Source organism: Amycolatopsis sp. TRM77291, from assembly GCF_054166285.1.
In genome coordinates this window covers 2,537,907-2,551,843 of record NZ_JBSZHF010000001.1, presented here as the reverse complement: position 1 = coordinate 2,551,843, position 13,937 = coordinate 2,537,907, and the positions used below count along the sequence as shown (strand labels likewise).

The 13,937-nt window shown below is 69.0% G+C and carries 14 protein-coding genes; 6 read left to right on the top strand and 8 right to left on the bottom strand.

Annotation, left to right across the window (positions count from 1 at the left end; genetic code table 11):
* Positions 1-27 precede the first annotated feature (27 nt).
* Together aztA and ACXIZN_RS12025 are read left to right on the top strand one after the other, a co-directional pair.
* Positions 28-765, top strand: a complete 738-nt coding sequence (gene aztA / locus ACXIZN_RS12030) for a zinc ABC transporter ATP-binding protein AztA (RefSeq protein ID WP_457954359.1) — start codon at positions 28-30, stop codon at positions 763-765.
* 9 nt (positions 766-774) lie between these two features.
* The gene (locus ACXIZN_RS12025) at positions 775-1,299 is read left to right on the top strand and encodes an SMI1/KNR4 family protein (protein ID WP_457954358.1); all 525 of its coding nucleotides are present in this window, start codon (positions 775-777) and stop codon (positions 1,297-1,299) included.
* Here ACXIZN_RS12025 and ACXIZN_RS12020 read toward each other — a convergent pair.
* Genes ACXIZN_RS12020 through ACXIZN_RS11995 form a run of 6 tightly spaced genes read right to left on the bottom strand, consistent with a single transcriptional unit; the run spans position 1,286 to position 8,582 of the window.
* Positions 1,286-2,005, bottom strand: a complete 720-nt coding sequence (locus ACXIZN_RS12020; RefSeq protein WP_457954357.1) for an alpha/beta fold hydrolase — start codon at positions 2,003-2,005, stop codon at positions 1,286-1,288. The two genes, ACXIZN_RS12025 and ACXIZN_RS12020, sit on opposite strands and share 14 nt — an antisense overlap.
* Positions 2,002-3,273 carry a transporter gene (locus tag ACXIZN_RS12015; protein WP_457954355.1) on the bottom strand — a complete coding sequence of 424 codons (1,272 nt, stop codon included), beginning with the start codon at positions 3,271-3,273 and terminating at the stop codon, positions 2,002-2,004. Before ACXIZN_RS12015 ends, ACXIZN_RS12020 begins: the two co-directional genes overlap by 4 nt.
* 2 nt (positions 3,274-3,275) lie before the next feature.
* Positions 3,276-3,788 (bottom strand): hypothetical protein, encoded by a 513-nt coding sequence (locus ACXIZN_RS12010; protein ID WP_457954353.1) that lies wholly within the window; start codon positions 3,786-3,788, stop codon positions 3,276-3,278.
* Positions 3,785-5,923 (bottom strand): hydantoinase/oxoprolinase family protein, encoded by a 2,139-nt coding sequence (locus ACXIZN_RS12005; RefSeq protein ID WP_457954352.1) that lies wholly within the window; start codon positions 5,921-5,923, stop codon positions 3,785-3,787. The genes ACXIZN_RS12010 and ACXIZN_RS12005 overlap by 4 nt, the downstream gene beginning before the upstream one ends.
* Before the next feature lie 26 nt (positions 5,924-5,949).
* Entirely contained in the window at positions 5,950-7,572 is a 1,623-nt protein-coding gene (locus ACXIZN_RS12000) for an FAD-dependent oxidoreductase (protein WP_457954350.1), read from the bottom strand.
* Positions 7,573-7,580: 8 nt separating this feature from the next.
* A complete protein-coding gene (locus tag ACXIZN_RS11995) occupies positions 7,581-8,582 on the bottom strand; it encodes a LacI family DNA-binding transcriptional regulator (RefSeq protein ID WP_457954348.1) in 1,002 nt (333 codons plus the stop codon).
* A gap of 195 nt (positions 8,583-8,777) precedes the next feature.
* Between ACXIZN_RS11995 and ACXIZN_RS11990 the strand changes: the two genes are divergently transcribed.
* The gene (locus ACXIZN_RS11990) at positions 8,778-9,776 is read left to right on the top strand and encodes a hypothetical protein (RefSeq protein ID WP_457954347.1); all 999 of its coding nucleotides are present in this window, start codon (positions 8,778-8,780) and stop codon (positions 9,774-9,776) included.
* 262 nt (positions 9,777-10,038) lie between these two features.
* Here the strand turns inward: ACXIZN_RS11990 and ACXIZN_RS11985 are convergent, their stop codons facing one another.
* Complete coding sequence (locus ACXIZN_RS11985; RefSeq protein WP_457954346.1) at positions 10,039-10,605, bottom strand: TetR/AcrR family transcriptional regulator; 567 nt, start codon at positions 10,603-10,605, stop codon at positions 10,039-10,041.
* 88 nt (positions 10,606-10,693) lie between these two features.
* On the opposite strand from ACXIZN_RS11985, the gene ACXIZN_RS11980 reads away from it, so the two are divergent.
* Complete coding sequence (locus ACXIZN_RS11980; RefSeq protein ID WP_457954344.1) at positions 10,694-11,155, top strand: nuclear transport factor 2 family protein; 462 nt, start codon at positions 10,694-10,696, stop codon at positions 11,153-11,155.
* Positions 11,156-11,160: 5 nt separating this feature from the next.
* Here ACXIZN_RS11980 and ACXIZN_RS11975 read toward each other — a convergent pair whose 3' ends face one another.
* Positions 11,161-11,844, bottom strand: coding sequence for a class I SAM-dependent methyltransferase (locus tag ACXIZN_RS11975; protein WP_457954342.1), 684 nt, complete (start codon positions 11,842-11,844; stop codon positions 11,161-11,163).
* 37 nt (positions 11,845-11,881) lie between these two features.
* On the opposite strand from ACXIZN_RS11975, the gene ACXIZN_RS11970 reads away from it, so the two are divergent.
* Together ACXIZN_RS11970 and ACXIZN_RS11965 are read left to right on the top strand one after the other, a co-directional pair.
* The gene (locus tag ACXIZN_RS11970) at positions 11,882-12,922 is read left to right on the top strand and encodes a DUF2891 domain-containing protein (RefSeq protein ID WP_457954341.1); all 1,041 of its coding nucleotides are present in this window, start codon (positions 11,882-11,884) and stop codon (positions 12,920-12,922) included.
* A 519-nt stretch (positions 12,923-13,441) separates the two neighbouring features.
* A complete protein-coding gene (locus tag ACXIZN_RS11965) occupies positions 13,442-13,843 on the top strand; it encodes a hypothetical protein (protein ID WP_225949774.1) in 402 nt (133 codons plus the stop codon).
* The last annotated feature ends 94 nt before the right edge of the window (positions 13,844-13,937 follow it).

Here is a 13,937-nt window from a genome sequence, read left to right as displayed (position 1 = left end):
GATTGTCATTATCCGAAAGAGGTGTCGATGACCCCGGACACAGCGGCGTTCACGATCGAGCGCGCGCACGCCCACTACGGTTCCCGCGAGGTGCTGCGCGGGATCACCGCCCAGGTCCCGTCGGCGCGGCTCACCGCCATCGCCGGCGCGAACGGCGCGGGGAAGTCGTCGCTGCTGAACCTCGTCGCGGGCGTGCTCCCGCCGACCACCGGCACGGTGACCCGGCGGGACCCGGGACGCGTCGCCTACGTGACCCAGCAGAGCGAGGTGTCGCGGTCGCTGCCGATCACCGTCCGCGCCACCGTCACGATGGGGCGCTGGGCGCACCGCGGGCACTGGCGCCGACTGTCCAAGATGGACCGGAAGATCGTCGCGGAATGCCTGGAGCTACTGGAGATCACGTCGATCGCGGACCGGCTGATCGGCACGCTCTCCGGCGGGCAACGCCAGCGGGCACTGGTCGCGCAGGGGCTGGCTCAGCAAGCCGGGCTACTGCTGCTGGACGAGCCATCGGCCGGGCTCGACCTGCACGCCCGCGGCCTGATCGAAGAAGCCCTGCGCGCCACCCTCGCCGAAGGCACGACCGTCCTGCGCGTCACCCACGATCTGGAGGTGGCGGGCCGGGCCGACCACTGCCTGCTGCTCCAGGACGGCCGGCTCGTCGGCGACGGCGAACCGGCGTCGGTACTGACCCCGGAACGCGTGGCGGAGGCCTGGGGCCTGCCGGCTCGAATCCAGGCACCCGATCGCGCCGATTCCCGCTAGGGTGCTCCGGTGGAAGCGACCTGGCGGCGCATCATGGCCTTGCTGTCCGAACACGCACCCGCCACCGCGCGCGAAATTCGGCCTCCGGCGCCGGCCGCGCACGTCGCGCGCCTGCGAGATCGCGTCGGCCTCGAACTCCCACCCGAGCTGCTCACCTGGTGGGCCCTCATGGACGGCGTCGACGACGAGCGCGTGCGCGGAGCCGAAGACCTGATCCCGAAGGGCTACCTGCCCCTGTCGGTGGCGCGAGCCGAGGAGGAGTACGTCAGGCAGTCGCAGTACCCGGACCCTGGCTGCTGTAACCCGGCAGGAACGCACCACAAGCAGGCGGGCCAGGACGGATTCCCGTACTGCACGGCGAACCTCCCCATCGGCCGGGCCATCGACGGAGGCCTGCTGTGCGTCGACCTCCGGTCTGGCGAGCACCACGGCTGCGTGACGGAGTGGTACGCCAGCGAAGGGATCTACCGGTCCGGCTGGACGAGCGTGGCCGAGATCCTCGACGAGATGGATGAGCGGCTCAGCCGGCCTTGACCCGCGAAAGCCACCGCACGGTGACCTCCAGCGCCTCTTCCGCCGAGTCCCCGAACCCGTGTCCCGCGCCCGCCAGAGAATGCCAATCCGTCCCGGCCCGCGCCAGGGCCGTTTCCCGCGCGATGTCGTGAGAAACGTGCTCGTCTCCCGAGCCATGGACGACGAGCGCGGGAATTCTGGACGTCAGGAAGGCGCCCCTCGGATCGAGGTGGGCGAACTCCTCGAACAGCGTCGCGCCCAGCTCGAACCGGCCTTCGATGTCCAGAAACCCGTTCTGTGCCAACGAAGAACGATCCGAGTACAGCGCGATCCCCCTGGGCAGCTCCGGCTCCAGGAAGGTCCGCCGCAGGTCGAGCACCGGCTGCCAGAGCACCACCCTTCGCACCGGCAGCGACGCCAGCGACAGTGCCGTGCTGACGGCACCGAAGCTCGACGCCACCACCGAGACCGGCCCGTCCACCGCGGCGCGCAGGTCTAGGAGTTCGCCAGCGATGGTCATGTCCCTCGGCCGCCCGTCACTACGGCCGTGGCCGCGGAAGGAGAACCTCAGCACCGTGAAGCCCGCGGCGGCGAGCCTCGGCGCGAGCTCGGTGAAGAGCCCGTTCTCGTCGAGATCCGCGGTGATGCCGTGGACGAGCACAACTGTCTCCGGGCCGCCGTCGTGGCGGACGCTGTCGAGCCGGAGCCCGTCGGACGTCGTGATCACAGGTAGAGCACCGCCGTGAGCACCATGCCGCCCAGCCCGACCAGCCAGGTGTACGGCAGCGTCGAGACCATCGCGCGTTCGGGACGTACTCCGGCGTACTGGGACGCCCATACGGTCTGGGTGCTCGTGGGGTCGGAGACGCTGAACACCTGGTTATAGGACGCCATCAGCCCGACGACGGCCGGAAGCGGGTAGATGCCACCGGTGACCAGCACGCCCGCGACACCGGCGCCGAGCCCGAACACGTTGAGCGGGCCGCGGAACAGACACAGCGGCACCAGCGCCGCGAAGACCACGACGAACCACACCGCCCCGGACGGGCTGATCGCCGCCACGATCGGCGTCAGCGCGCCCTTCGCGCCGGGGAGTTTGACAGCGGCCAGCAGCATCCCGATCGCGACGAACAACACGATCGGCGGCGCCGCGACGTCGAACGCCTTGTACAGCGAGCGCAGGCCACGTCCGCTGAGCTCGCCCCATTTCGTCGTCGTCACGAGTGCGTACACCACCCCGGCCAGCAGGGACGGCACGATCGGCATCGCGAACCCGAGCGCGAGGACGATCGGCAACAGTGGCGAAAGCAACGCGTACCAAGGTGCGTCGCCACGGCGCACGCGCGCCTTCGGCCGCTCCAGTTTCACCGCCCACGTGTGCCGGGCGCCGTGCCGCGTCTGGATGAGGACGTAGGCGATGCCCACGACGAGCGCGAGCGGGAACAGCTTGATCATGATCGACTTCACGTCCGAGACCGGTGCGCCCAGCGCGTCGGACAGGAACTGCCACACGGCCAGTTCGAGCGGTGCGCCAGCAGAGATGCCCATCAGCACCGTGCCACCGGCGGCGACCGGGCTGACCCCCACGGCGATCATCGCGGGGATGCCGACGACGCCCGCGAGCATGGCCGCTGGAGCCGAACCGGTGATGCTGCCGCACAGGATCGACACGGCGAACACGCCGAGGGCGACGACCGACGGCCGTTCCCCGCCGAACTCGACGATCTTGCGCACGAGGGTGCCGGCGATACCGGTCTCGTCCATGAGCGTGCCGAGCCAGGAGCCGAGCAGGACGGCGATCATCGTGGACGCCAGCGTCGCCGAGCCGGTCTGGAGCACTCCGGTCAGGATGCTGTCCTTCGCGCCCGTCAGGGGCGCTCCGGCGAGTACGGCGATGCCGAGCGCGAGCAGCACCAGCGCGAACGCCGTCGGCAGCACGCGGGTGAGCATGAGCACGACGCCCACCGCCATCAGGACGAGAATCGCGATTCCCATGGTCAGTTCCCTCCCGCGAGCGCGGTGGTGATGAGCAGCGGGCTGATGGCCAGGCCGCTGCGGTGGTGGGCGAAGCGGTGCGCGGTGATCTCTTCCGCCCCGGCGACGTGGCCGCGCAGGCGCAGCCGTCCCAGCCGGAACGCGGTATGCCCGAGCCGCCGGTTCAGCTCGCGCACGTCGAGCCGGTGGTGCGCGAGTTCGTGTGCCACGGCGGCCCGGCGCAGTGCTTCCCGGGTGATCGGCCATCCGCGTGCTCGTGCCAGCTTTTCGACTCGGCGCAAGGCGTCGATGTACACGATGACGGAGCCGCGCTGATGCTCGGCGAGCACCAGTTCACCGTCACTCACGCCGCCTTCACGCTCCACGACCTGGAAGTCGCCGGAATCGTTGGCGGCGGCCAGTTCGTCGCCGTAGGCCAGCGCGATCTCCGCCCAAGTACGCAGCTGTCCGTCGGAACGGTTCTCGTGGGTGGGCGTCGCCCGCAGCAGGCCGACCGCCAGATCGACGTCGCTCATCGGCGATCCTGCAGGATCACGATGACCGGCTCGTCACTCGCGCGGGTCTTCAGTTCGGCCCCGGCCAGCGCAAGCAGCTGGTCCCGGTCGAGCACGCCGGACAGATCCGCGATCTTGGGTCCCACCAGCAACCACACCGCCGGAGCGCGGGAACCGCCGTCGCCGTAACGGGTGTGTCGGTCGGCGAGCGTGGCCAGCCGAGCCTGGGCGGCACCGGCGTCGGAGGTCTCGACGACAGCCCCCGCACCGTGCAGCCGGATCACGCCTTCGCCGTCGACGACCCGCACATGCTGGACCGGTTTCGTGAACCGGCCGAGCACACCTTGCCGCCGGGCCGACGCGGCGAAGACACGGTGGTGTGCCGTGCTAGCGACGCGCCTCAACCGATCAGGTCCGACACCGATGCTGCGCGCGACCGCGGTTCCGACCGCCTCATCGTCCACTGTGGAGGCACGGTCCTTGGTGCGCAGCTCGGTCGCGCCGGTGGCGACCGCGCGCACCAGATTGCGCTGCGGGTCGACCGTGACGTCGACCTCGACGCCCGCCGGGTCCGCGCCCTGCGCGACGACGGCCGCTTCGGCTTCGGTCCGTACGGCGAGGACGTCGGCGTTGGTGGGGCTGGGCACGATCCGCTCGACAGACTCCCGGACCAGCGCCAGCGCGGCACCGAGCGGGCTGATCACTTCCGCGTGCGCGGCGATCCGCCACTCGTGCCCGGAATCCTCGCCGAGGAACGGTGTGACCGCGGCCGCCCCGCCTCCGCCGCCGACGAGGGTCGGCCGGTCCAGCCGGTACTCCCGGATCAGTTCGTCGACGACCGCGCGCACCGGCTTCACCGCTTGGCGCATCACCGTCCGAGCGGCTTCCTCGCCTGACGTGCCCATCGCCTCGGCGAGCGGCGCCAGCGCCAGCCGCGCGGATTCCGACTCCGAGCGCGCGTAGGAATCGGCGGGCACGATGCCGAGCGCGTTGGCGGCACACGTCAGCGTGAGCGCGTACCGCGTGCCGTCGGCCGCTTCCAGCGCGACGTAGTCACTCGGATCGTCCGGCCGCGGAGAGACGGTGATCAGTTTCGCCCTCTCCAGCGCCGAAGCGGGCGCGAAACACGCGTACGGCAGGCCCGCGATATGCGCGCTGCGTGGGCCGACGTCGGTCACGGCGCGTCCGGAAAACCGGATCAGGGAACCGCCGCCGATGCCGATCGTGCGCACGTCGAGGGCGGGCAGGTACGTCTCGTGCCCGCCGAGATGGGCGTGCCGCACGAGCACCCGCCCGCGACGGACCACGCTGATGTCGGTCGACGTGCCGCCGGTTTCGAGGAACAGCCCTTCGCTGAGCTTCTCCCCCATCAACGCGCCGGCGACTCCCGCGGCGGGCCCGGACAACGCCGTCAGCAGCGGCCTTCGGCGCATCTCCGGCAACGACATGACCCCGCCGTCGCCACGCACCACCATCAACGGCGCGGTCACGCCTGCCCGCCGCACGCTCGACTCGACCAGATCGGCGGTCGACACCATCCGCGGCATGATCCCCGCGTTCAGCACCGCGGTGCGGGCGCGTTTCGTAAGCCCGTACAGGCCGGTGATCTCATGAGTGGCCGTGGCGAGCACGCCCCGCTCCCGCGCGGCGGCCGCCACCGCCCGCTCCCCCGCCGGATCGTCCACGCTGAACGGTTCGACGGCGACGATCACCTCCGCACCCTGGCGGACCAGTGCCTCGACGGCTTCGCCCGCGTCGGCGAGTTCGCGTACCGGCGCGAACCGCACCGGGAGTTTCCGCCCCGGCGCCAGCTCCATTTTCGCGAAGGCCGCGAGCCGCCGGGTGGCGAAGGCGTCGAAACCGGTGCCCACCCCGGCGATCCCGACCGTCGCCACGTCGCCTTCCAGCAACGCGTTGGTCGCCTGGGTGGTGCCGTGTGCGAGGAACGACACGTCCTCGGCGCCGATGCCGACGTCGGCGCGGAGCTTGTCCAATGCCTCGAGAATCCCGTGTGCGACGCCGTCTTCGTGGTCATGGCTGGTCGGGACCTTGACCTGGCCGAGCAACGCGAACGTGCGGGCGTCGACGGCGACGGCGTCGGTGAACGTGCCACCGACGTCGATGCCGACGCGGACCGGAGTGGGCTGGGACGTCATCGTCCACACCTCCTGGTGAATGGGGGTCAGTAACCGCGGACCTCGGGCCAGCGCCGCTCGACGCCGGCCCGGTCCAGCAGGCGGGCGAACTCCTCGAACCGCGCCGGATCCTCGCGGACCGCGTGCGGCTCGCCGCCCCCGCGCACCGCGAATCCGGCGAGGTGGCCGGCGACCTCGCCGACGTTCCACTCCACGGGGTGCAGCCGGTGACAGCCGTTGGTGATGTGGGTCGTGCCGATGTTCTTGCCCGCGGGCAGCAGGTTCCGCATCCGCCGGGGCAGCAACGCGCCGAGCGGCAGCTCGAACGGGACGCTCGGGACGTCGACGTAGGTGTCGCCCGCCGTCGAGGGATGCAGATCGATCCGGTAGCTGCCGATGCCCACGGAGTCTTCGCGGCGCTTGCGGCCGGTCGGCCCGAGTACGTCCAGCGAAACGTCCTGCTCGACGATCGTCGTCACGGCCCGGATCCGCCGCGCTTCACGCACGTAGGCGGATTTGGCCAGCCCGTCGCCGGTGTCGGCGACGTCCCGGCGAAGCTTCAGGCCGGGGAAGCCGGTGCCGCCGTCGAGCCGCGGTGCCTCCGTCTGCAACCAGTACAGCACCGACAACGACAGCTGTTTGGCCTCGTGATGGGCCAGCGCGACGTCCTCGGCGGTGCTCACGCCGTCGATCTCCACCGCGGGCCTCAGCCAGTAGTCGTTGAGGGGCCAGTTCACCAGCGTGATGTCGGAGTCGAACGCGCCCGGCCGGTGCAGCTTGCGCGCGAGGATCCGGCGGAAGCCCCACAGTTCCTTGTCGCCGGCGTCTGCGCTCTGGTCCGCGCTCACCGCCAGCGGATCGGTGTCCGGGTTCGGATCGAAGGTGCGGCCGACCGGCGCCAACGAACGCGGATCCGGCGCGAGGAAACCGAGCAACGGGCCCGGCCAGAAGTCCGGCTGGTACTCGCGCCAGAAGCCGTACATCTCCGGCCGGTCGATCGTGTGGTCCTCACCCGCATGGTGCGACAAGGCGAAGCAGTAGGTGATCCCCTGGAGGTTGCTGGGATCGGCGTGTTCCGGGGCGTGCGGTTCGCCGTGGTCGGACTGGGCTTCGGCGCCGATCGCGAATTCGGTACCGGTCAACGGCAGCAGATCGCCGTTCTCGGTCGCGTCGAGCACGTATTGCGCACGCACTGCGGTGCGTTCCCCGCCGGGCGCTTCGAAGGTGACGACGTCGACCCGATCACCGCTGACCTCCGCCGCGACCGGCCGGTGGCGAAGCAGCACCCTGAGCCGTCCGGCGGCCCGGTGCGGCGCCAGCATCGCCTCCAGCACGGCGAGCGCCACACGCGGCTCGTGACACAGCTTGCTCACCCGGCCGGCGCCCGGGTTGAGTTCGGTCAACTCCGCCGCTTCCGCGCGCAGCGGATAGTTCCGCCGGTAGTAATCGCGCACGCCCTCACGGAAGGCCCGATACGTTGCTGTGCCGCCGAAACGCTCGATCCACGGGTTCTCGTCCGGGGGAACCGCCTGTGCGGTGAACTGACCGCCGAGCCAGTCGGTTTCCTCGGTCAGCACGACGCGATGCCCCGCCGAGGCGGCGGCGAGCGCGGCGGCGACGCCGCCGACCCCGCCGCCCGCGACGAGGATCTCGGTGCCGATTTCGTACATGGTTCGTCCTATCGGGATCGTGGTGGGCCGACCTGCGCGCCGTCCACCTGTGGGCACCGCAGCAACTGCTGCGGCGTGGTCGTCTTTTCGGTCACGAGGTCGACCAGCAGCCGCACCGCGCGTCTGCCCATCTCCCGCATGGGGACCTCGAAACCGCTCACCCCGGGTGGGCCGCCGAGCACCGCGAGCGAGAGATCGTCCGGAGTGGACAGTCCCGCCGTGTCGACGGCACGCCGCACCGCGCGGTACGCCGCACCGGTGTCGGTCCCCTCCACCACCACGGCGGTGACCCCGTCGGCGATCCAGCCGCGCACGGTCGTCGCGGTGACCTCCGGGCCCTGCAACCGGACGACGCCCGTCCGCGGTGCGGCGCGAAGCACTCCGCGCTGCCGGTCTTCCGACGACGGTGCCTCGTCCGCCTCGCGCACGTACCGGATTTCGCGGTGACCGAGATCGAGCAGGCGCCGCAGCACCAGCGCGGACGCCGTCACGTAATCGGCGCCGATGTAAGGGATCCGCCCGCTGAGCTCCGGGCGCCGTCCGATGTAGACCAACGGGAAGCCGTCGTCGACGAGCCGTGACACCGGACCTTCCGGAACGTGCCTGCCGAAGAACAGGCAGCCATCGGCCAGCCGGGTGCGGCGGATCGCGGCCTCCTGCCGGGCGCCCGGTCCGCTGGTGCCGGTGAACAGGATGAGGTCCTGGCCGAGTTTGGCCGCTTCTTCCTCCACTCCGGACAGGATCGGGTGGTAGGTGTCGGCCTCGTCGGTCGGGAATGCGCTGCGGAAGGTGTAGAGACCGAGCAGGTTCGAGCGCGAACGCGCGAGCCGGGTCGCGACCGGATGCGGCACGTAGCCGAGATCCTGCGCCACCTCCATCACCCGTTGCCGCGTCGACTCGGCCATCCGCACGGAGCGGTTGCCGCCGAGCACCACGGAGACGGTCGCCTGCGAGACCCCGGCGATGCGGGCGATGTCCGCCTGCCGCGGCGGGCGGCGTCCTGCTGCCATTCCGGCTCCTCGATGTGGGCTAATGCGGTTTAGCCGAGCATCTGTGCGGGATCCGGTGAAATCAAGGAAACCGGCGCATCCTGTCCGGTACCGCCGCTGATCAGGACTAATACGTATTAGCTCCTTGACGCTGCCAACGTGCTGTCCGAATGGTTGGGCTTACCACGTCAACGCCGACGAAAAGGGAGTGTCCGCATGACCGAGCTGTCCCGACGCGCGGCTCTGCGCGGAGCCGCCGGAGTAGGCCTCGGCCTGGCCGCGATACCCGTCCTGGGCGCCGGGCCCGCGGCCGCGGCGCCGGCCGGATTCCCGGAGTACCGGTTCCTGCGCACCGCGTTCGACAAGAGCAAACTGAAGTACAACCCGACCGGCGAGCTGATCTTCCCGTGCATCCGCGGTGTCGCGGGCAGGATCGCGAACCCGTTGGGCCGCTACTACCTGTACTACGCGCCGCACGACGCTCCCGGCGGCATCTGTCTCTCCTACGCCGACAGCCTCGAGGGTCCTTTCATCGAATACGCGAACAACCCGATCGTCAAAAGGACCTGGAAACCGCACTACGACGTCTCGCACGTCTCGTCGTCGCACGTGCTGTGGAACGAGGACGCGCGCGAACTGTGGCTGTACTTCCACGGTGAGAACACCACGACCCGGCTCGCCCGGTCCAAGGACGGCATCCACTTCACCTACGACAAGGTCGTGCTGTCGACCTCGATGCTGCCCGCCGGCACCACCGAAACCTCCTACGCACGGGTGTTCCGGCACAGCCTGCCGTCACGCGGGGCGAAGTACGTGATGGTCTTCATGATCAACGACAGGAGCAACCACCGCTCGATCGGCTGGGGCTGGTCCGCCGACGGGCGGAACTGGACGTTCTCGCAGACTCCGCTGATCCGCCCCGAAGAGGTCGGTGCGAGCAACATCGGCGCGCCGACCATCGCGCAACGCGGCACGTCGACGTACGTCATCTACCACGAGAACATCGAAGCCGGCGGCAACATGCTCATCACCGAGGTCGGCAACGATTTCAGCAAGCGCAGGCATCTCGGCGTCTTCCACGCCCCGCTGTCGGGCGCGCCGGACAACGGGCGCTGCGCGGCTCCGTCGTTCGGGACCATGAACGGCAAGGAGTACATGTTCTACGAAGCAGGCGCGCGCCTGGACGGCTCGATCGCGATCGCTCGGGCGATCTGACCTCGTGAGTAGTGGGGGGGTTCTAACAGTCCTTAGCACTCACGAGGCGAGCCCCACTCGGTACCGCGGTTTTGCCGGGCGCTGGGCTCGGCATCGTCCTGGTGATCATGTCCCGAAAGCCACTTTCGCGACGTCTGATGTCCCGAAAGTGGCTTTCGCGACACCGGCTCCAGCCCCCAGGCCTCCACAGACTGGGCCCGGGATCAACGGCGGCCGGAAGCCAGTAGGCACCTGAGACACCCTCGGTTCTAACCGTCCTTGGTCACGGGCGCTTGAGCAATGCCGCGACCGCGTCGCGCGCCTGGCGGGCAGGCGCCGGATCACCGCTGATTCCCGCCGTCACGATGGCCCCTTCGGCGAGGAGGTAGACCGGTTCGGTCACCGACCCGCCCGCGGCCCGCACCCAGGTGTCGATCTGCTCGCGAAACGCCTGCTTGTGCGCTCGCACCTCCGCCAGGACCGCCTCGGACGACGAGCCGAGCTCGCCGTGGGCGTTGATCCAGGCGCAGCCGCGGAAACCCGGTTCGGCGAACCACTCCGCGAGCCAGTCGAAGACCGAGAGCACCCGCTCGCGGGGATCCGCGACCCGGTCCACATGAGCGGCCAGGCTGCCTCGCCAATGCTCATCACGACGTCTGAGCATCGCCACCACGAGGTCTTCCTTGGCTTCGAAGAACCGGTAGATGCGCTTGAGCGAGAGGCCTGACGCCGCGCGGACCTGGTCCATACCGACCGCCTGAATGCCGTTCTCGTAGAAGAGTTTTTCCGCGGCATCGAGCAGGGCTTCGCGATCCACCCGGTTCTGCTCCTCGGTGACGGCGGCGGGCATCGGGTCTCCTTGACGTTGAGAACGGTCGTTCCCTATCGTAGGCGGCAGACGTAGAGAACGCACGTTCTCCACCTGAGGAGGTTCGACGATGACCGAAGTACGTCCGCCCTGCCCGCCGTTCACCCGCGAGACTGCACTACGGAAAGTCCAAGCGGCAGAAGATGCCTGGAACACCCGGGACCCCCGCAAGGTGGCGTCGGCGAACACGCCGGATTCGGTGTGGCGGAACCGGGACACCTTCGTCCGAGGCCGCGAGGAGATCGTCGCGTTCCTGACCGGGAAGTGGGAACGGGAACTGGATTACGCGCTGCGCAAGAACCTTTGGACGTTCACCGACGACCGGATCGCCGTCCGCTTCCAGTACGAATGGCACGACCGGGCCGGTCGATCGTGGCGCAGCTACGGCAACGAACTGTGGGAGTTCGACGAGCACGGTCTCATGAGCCGTCGCGAGGCGAGCATCAACGACGTCGCCATCTCGGAGAGCGACCGGCGCATCCACGGCCAGCGCCCGCAGGAGGAGCACGGCGCCGACTTCCCGCTTCGGTGAGCCGTTCAGTCCGTGATCGCGGAGATCTCCCACAAGCCCAAGGACTTGTCGGCGTAGGCGCCGTCCTCCTCGGTGCACCCCTCGACCAGCACGGCCAGCGGCTCCGGGAACCCGAACGGCTCCCGGCACAGATTCAGCGGCCGCCAGTCGCCGGTCGCGATGTCGGTGTTGGTCCGCAGTTCGGTGAAGGTCGTGGTCAGCAGGTACCGGGAACCGCTCCGGCGCAGATTGCGCAGGGCTCGCCCGATATCGGCGAAACTCAGATGAACCAGGCAATCCCGGCACAACACGAGGTCGGCCGACGGCAGCGGATCACCGGTCAGATCGAGTACCCGGAACTCGTGGACCGGGTCGTCCCGGAACCGTTCGGCGTTCATCTCGATCAGGTCGGGAACGATGTCGGCACCGATGTACCGGTCGAGATCCAGGCCCACTTCACTGAGCCAGCCGTAGTCGCCGCACGGCAGGTCGAGCAGGGTGCGCACCCCGAAACGATCGAGGAGGGCGGGAAGCCGGTCGCTCAGCTCCCGCGTCTGGACCGACTCCGAACCAGGCCCGGAGACCGAGGAGGAACTCCACAACCGGGAGCGGAAGATGTAGGTGAAACGGTCCTGGGTCCCCATGCTTTCCAGCTCTTCGGCAACCCGCCGGAAGTTGCGCTGCGCCGTGGTGATCGGTCGTTCGTCCACTCCCGCATCGTAACCTCGTGAGTGAGGGGGCGGTCCGATGACAGAATGGGATACCGAGCGCGGCCGGCTGCTGAAGTCGAATGCCGGCGCGCTCGCCAGGACGGCGTTGACGAACGTCGTACGCGAATATCCGCACCACGAGAGTCACTGGCACATCGAAGGCGTACCCATTCGCTCGCCGAAACTGTCGCACCCGTGCTTCCACGGCAGTTTCGACTGGCATTCCTGCGTGGAGATGTTCTGGGTCCTCGTGCGTTTGCTCCGGCACAACCCCGAACTCGTGCCCGCCGAGGAGATCCGCGGGCTTCTCGGCGAGCACCTGACCGTCGAAGCGCTCTCCGGCGAGATCTCCTACTTCGCCCCTGAGGAGCAGCGCAATACCCAGCGCCCGTACGGCTGGTCGGCACTGCTGGAACTCACCTGCGAAGTCGCCACCTGGGACGACCCGGACGCCACGCGCTGGTCAGCGGGCTTGCATCAGTTGAGCGCGGTCTTCGTGAACCGCTACCTCGACTGGCTTCCCCAAGCCACCTATCCCATCCGGTACGGGGTGCATGACAACGGCGCGTTCGGGTTGTCCCGCGCTCTTCCGTACGCGGAGTACCTCGCCGACCACGGCGACCCGCGGCTGCACCGCCTCATCGTCGAGACGGCTTGGCGCTGGTTCGGATCCGACCGCGATTACCCCGGATCCTGGGAACCGTCAGGAGCCGACTTCCTGTCCCCCGCCCTCGCCGAGGCCGAGCTCATGTCCCGCCTGATGCCCCCGTCGGAGTTCGCGAATTGGCTGGACGCTTTTCTTCCTGGCATCGCGGAACGGAAACCCACGCCGCTCTTCACCCCGGCGACCGTGACGAACCCCTCTGACGGACAACTCGCCCATCTGCACGGCCTCAACCTGCACCGGGCGTGGTGCTGGCACCGCATCGCGGCCGCACTCCCCGACCAGGACGACCGGATCCCTTCCGTCCTCGAAGCCACGCACGCTCATACCCACGCTTCGCTCGCGCAGACCACCGACGGCGCCTACATGGTCGAACACTTCCTCGCCTACTACGCACTCCTCCTGCTCGGCTGAGCAGTCACTCGCTGTTGGTGAGCCGAGCGAGGCGACTACGGGTGAACACCCGCCTGTTCGAGTGAACCCACCGTGAGCATGGGATGCTCGAATCTCGCCGACCTCGGGCGAAGTTCGACCGTACTCGGCAGTTGCGATCAGCATTTCGCACAATGCGAGAGCGCGTCGCGCGACCGCACCGACGTCGGCCTCCACCTGCGGACTTCCCTGCCGCCGCAAAGGCCCCGATGACACCGGGAACGCAAGATGCCGGCCCGCGGAGGCCTCCCGGCGGCATAGGTCCATTCGGTCTCACCCACTACTTTTAGTAGTTTTCGTGGTCACCCAGACCGTTGAGCGACGCGTGCATACCGTTCATCGAGACACACGCAGTACTACTGAACGGTCACAGTCTGCTTTCGCCAAGATGTCCTCAGCCGCACCGGTCAAGAACCGGTAACGCACGCGTGGCCCCCTGCTGTCACAGGAGGCCACGCGGATGTCCATTCGCCCGCTCGCTAGAACAAGGACAGGACAGTCGTGACCTTACAGCCCGACAACACGAAGACACCAGACAACGAGCCGCCCCAACGGGTCAAAGTCGTCATCGAACACGCCGAAAGGCCGGTTCGCCGAGTCGCGACGTCCGCGGAGATGATCCGCACGGCGCGGCCGCTCCTGAGGACACCGGGACGCCATCGCAAGGAGCAGGCGCGCGACAGCTGGCTCTGCCTGGCGATGGCGGTCCTCGCCGGCTGGGCCCCGACCCTGCGGATGTGTCTCCTGTTGACGATCGGTGGCGGAATCGTCGTCGGCGTCGTCAGGATCAGCACCCCGCAAATCGGGGTCTCGGCGGGGACCAGCGTCGGTCTCCTGACGCTCTTCTGCGCCTGGATCGTCAAGTCCCGCCAAGGAAAACAGCGGCGAGAGCCGAGTCTGTAGCGAATCGCGCCCCGTGCCCGCCGCATCACGGGCACGGGGCGCCCGGCAATGTCGGAAAATCTCCCCGCGCGCGCGGCGGCGTCCGGTTGAATGA

Excerpts from the sequence above, each read along its gene's own strand:
- aztA (WP_457954359.1), top strand. The coding sequence starts at position 28 with ATGACCCCGGACACAGCGGCGTTCACGATCGAGCGCGCGCACGCCCAC.
- ACXIZN_RS12015 (WP_457954355.1), bottom strand. The coding sequence starts at position 3,273 with ATGGGAATCGCGATTCTCGTCCTGATGGCGGTGGGCGTCGTGCTCATG.
- ACXIZN_RS12010 (WP_457954353.1), bottom strand. The coding sequence starts at position 3,788 with ATGAGCGACGTCGATCTGGCGGTCGGCCTGCTGCGGGCGACGCCCACC.
- ACXIZN_RS12005 (WP_457954352.1), bottom strand. The coding sequence starts at position 5,923 with ATGACGTCCCAGCCCACTCCGGTCCGCGTCGGCATCGACGTCGGTGGC.
- ACXIZN_RS12000 (WP_457954350.1), bottom strand. The coding sequence starts at position 7,572 with ATGTACGAAATCGGCACCGAGATCCTCGTCGCGGGCGGCGGGGTCGGC.
- ACXIZN_RS11995 (WP_457954348.1), bottom strand. The coding sequence starts at position 8,582 with ATGGCAGCAGGACGCCGCCCGCCGCGGCAGGCGGACATCGCCCGCATC.
- ACXIZN_RS11990 (WP_457954347.1), top strand. The coding sequence starts at position 8,778 with ATGACCGAGCTGTCCCGACGCGCGGCTCTGCGCGGAGCCGCCGGAGTA.
- ACXIZN_RS11985 (WP_457954346.1), bottom strand. The coding sequence starts at position 10,605 with ATGCCCGCCGCCGTCACCGAGGAGCAGAACCGGGTGGATCGCGAAGCC.
- ACXIZN_RS11980 (WP_457954344.1), top strand. The coding sequence starts at position 10,694 with ATGACCGAAGTACGTCCGCCCTGCCCGCCGTTCACCCGCGAGACTGCA.
- ACXIZN_RS11970 (WP_457954341.1), top strand. The coding sequence starts at position 11,882 with ATGACAGAATGGGATACCGAGCGCGGCCGGCTGCTGAAGTCGAATGCC.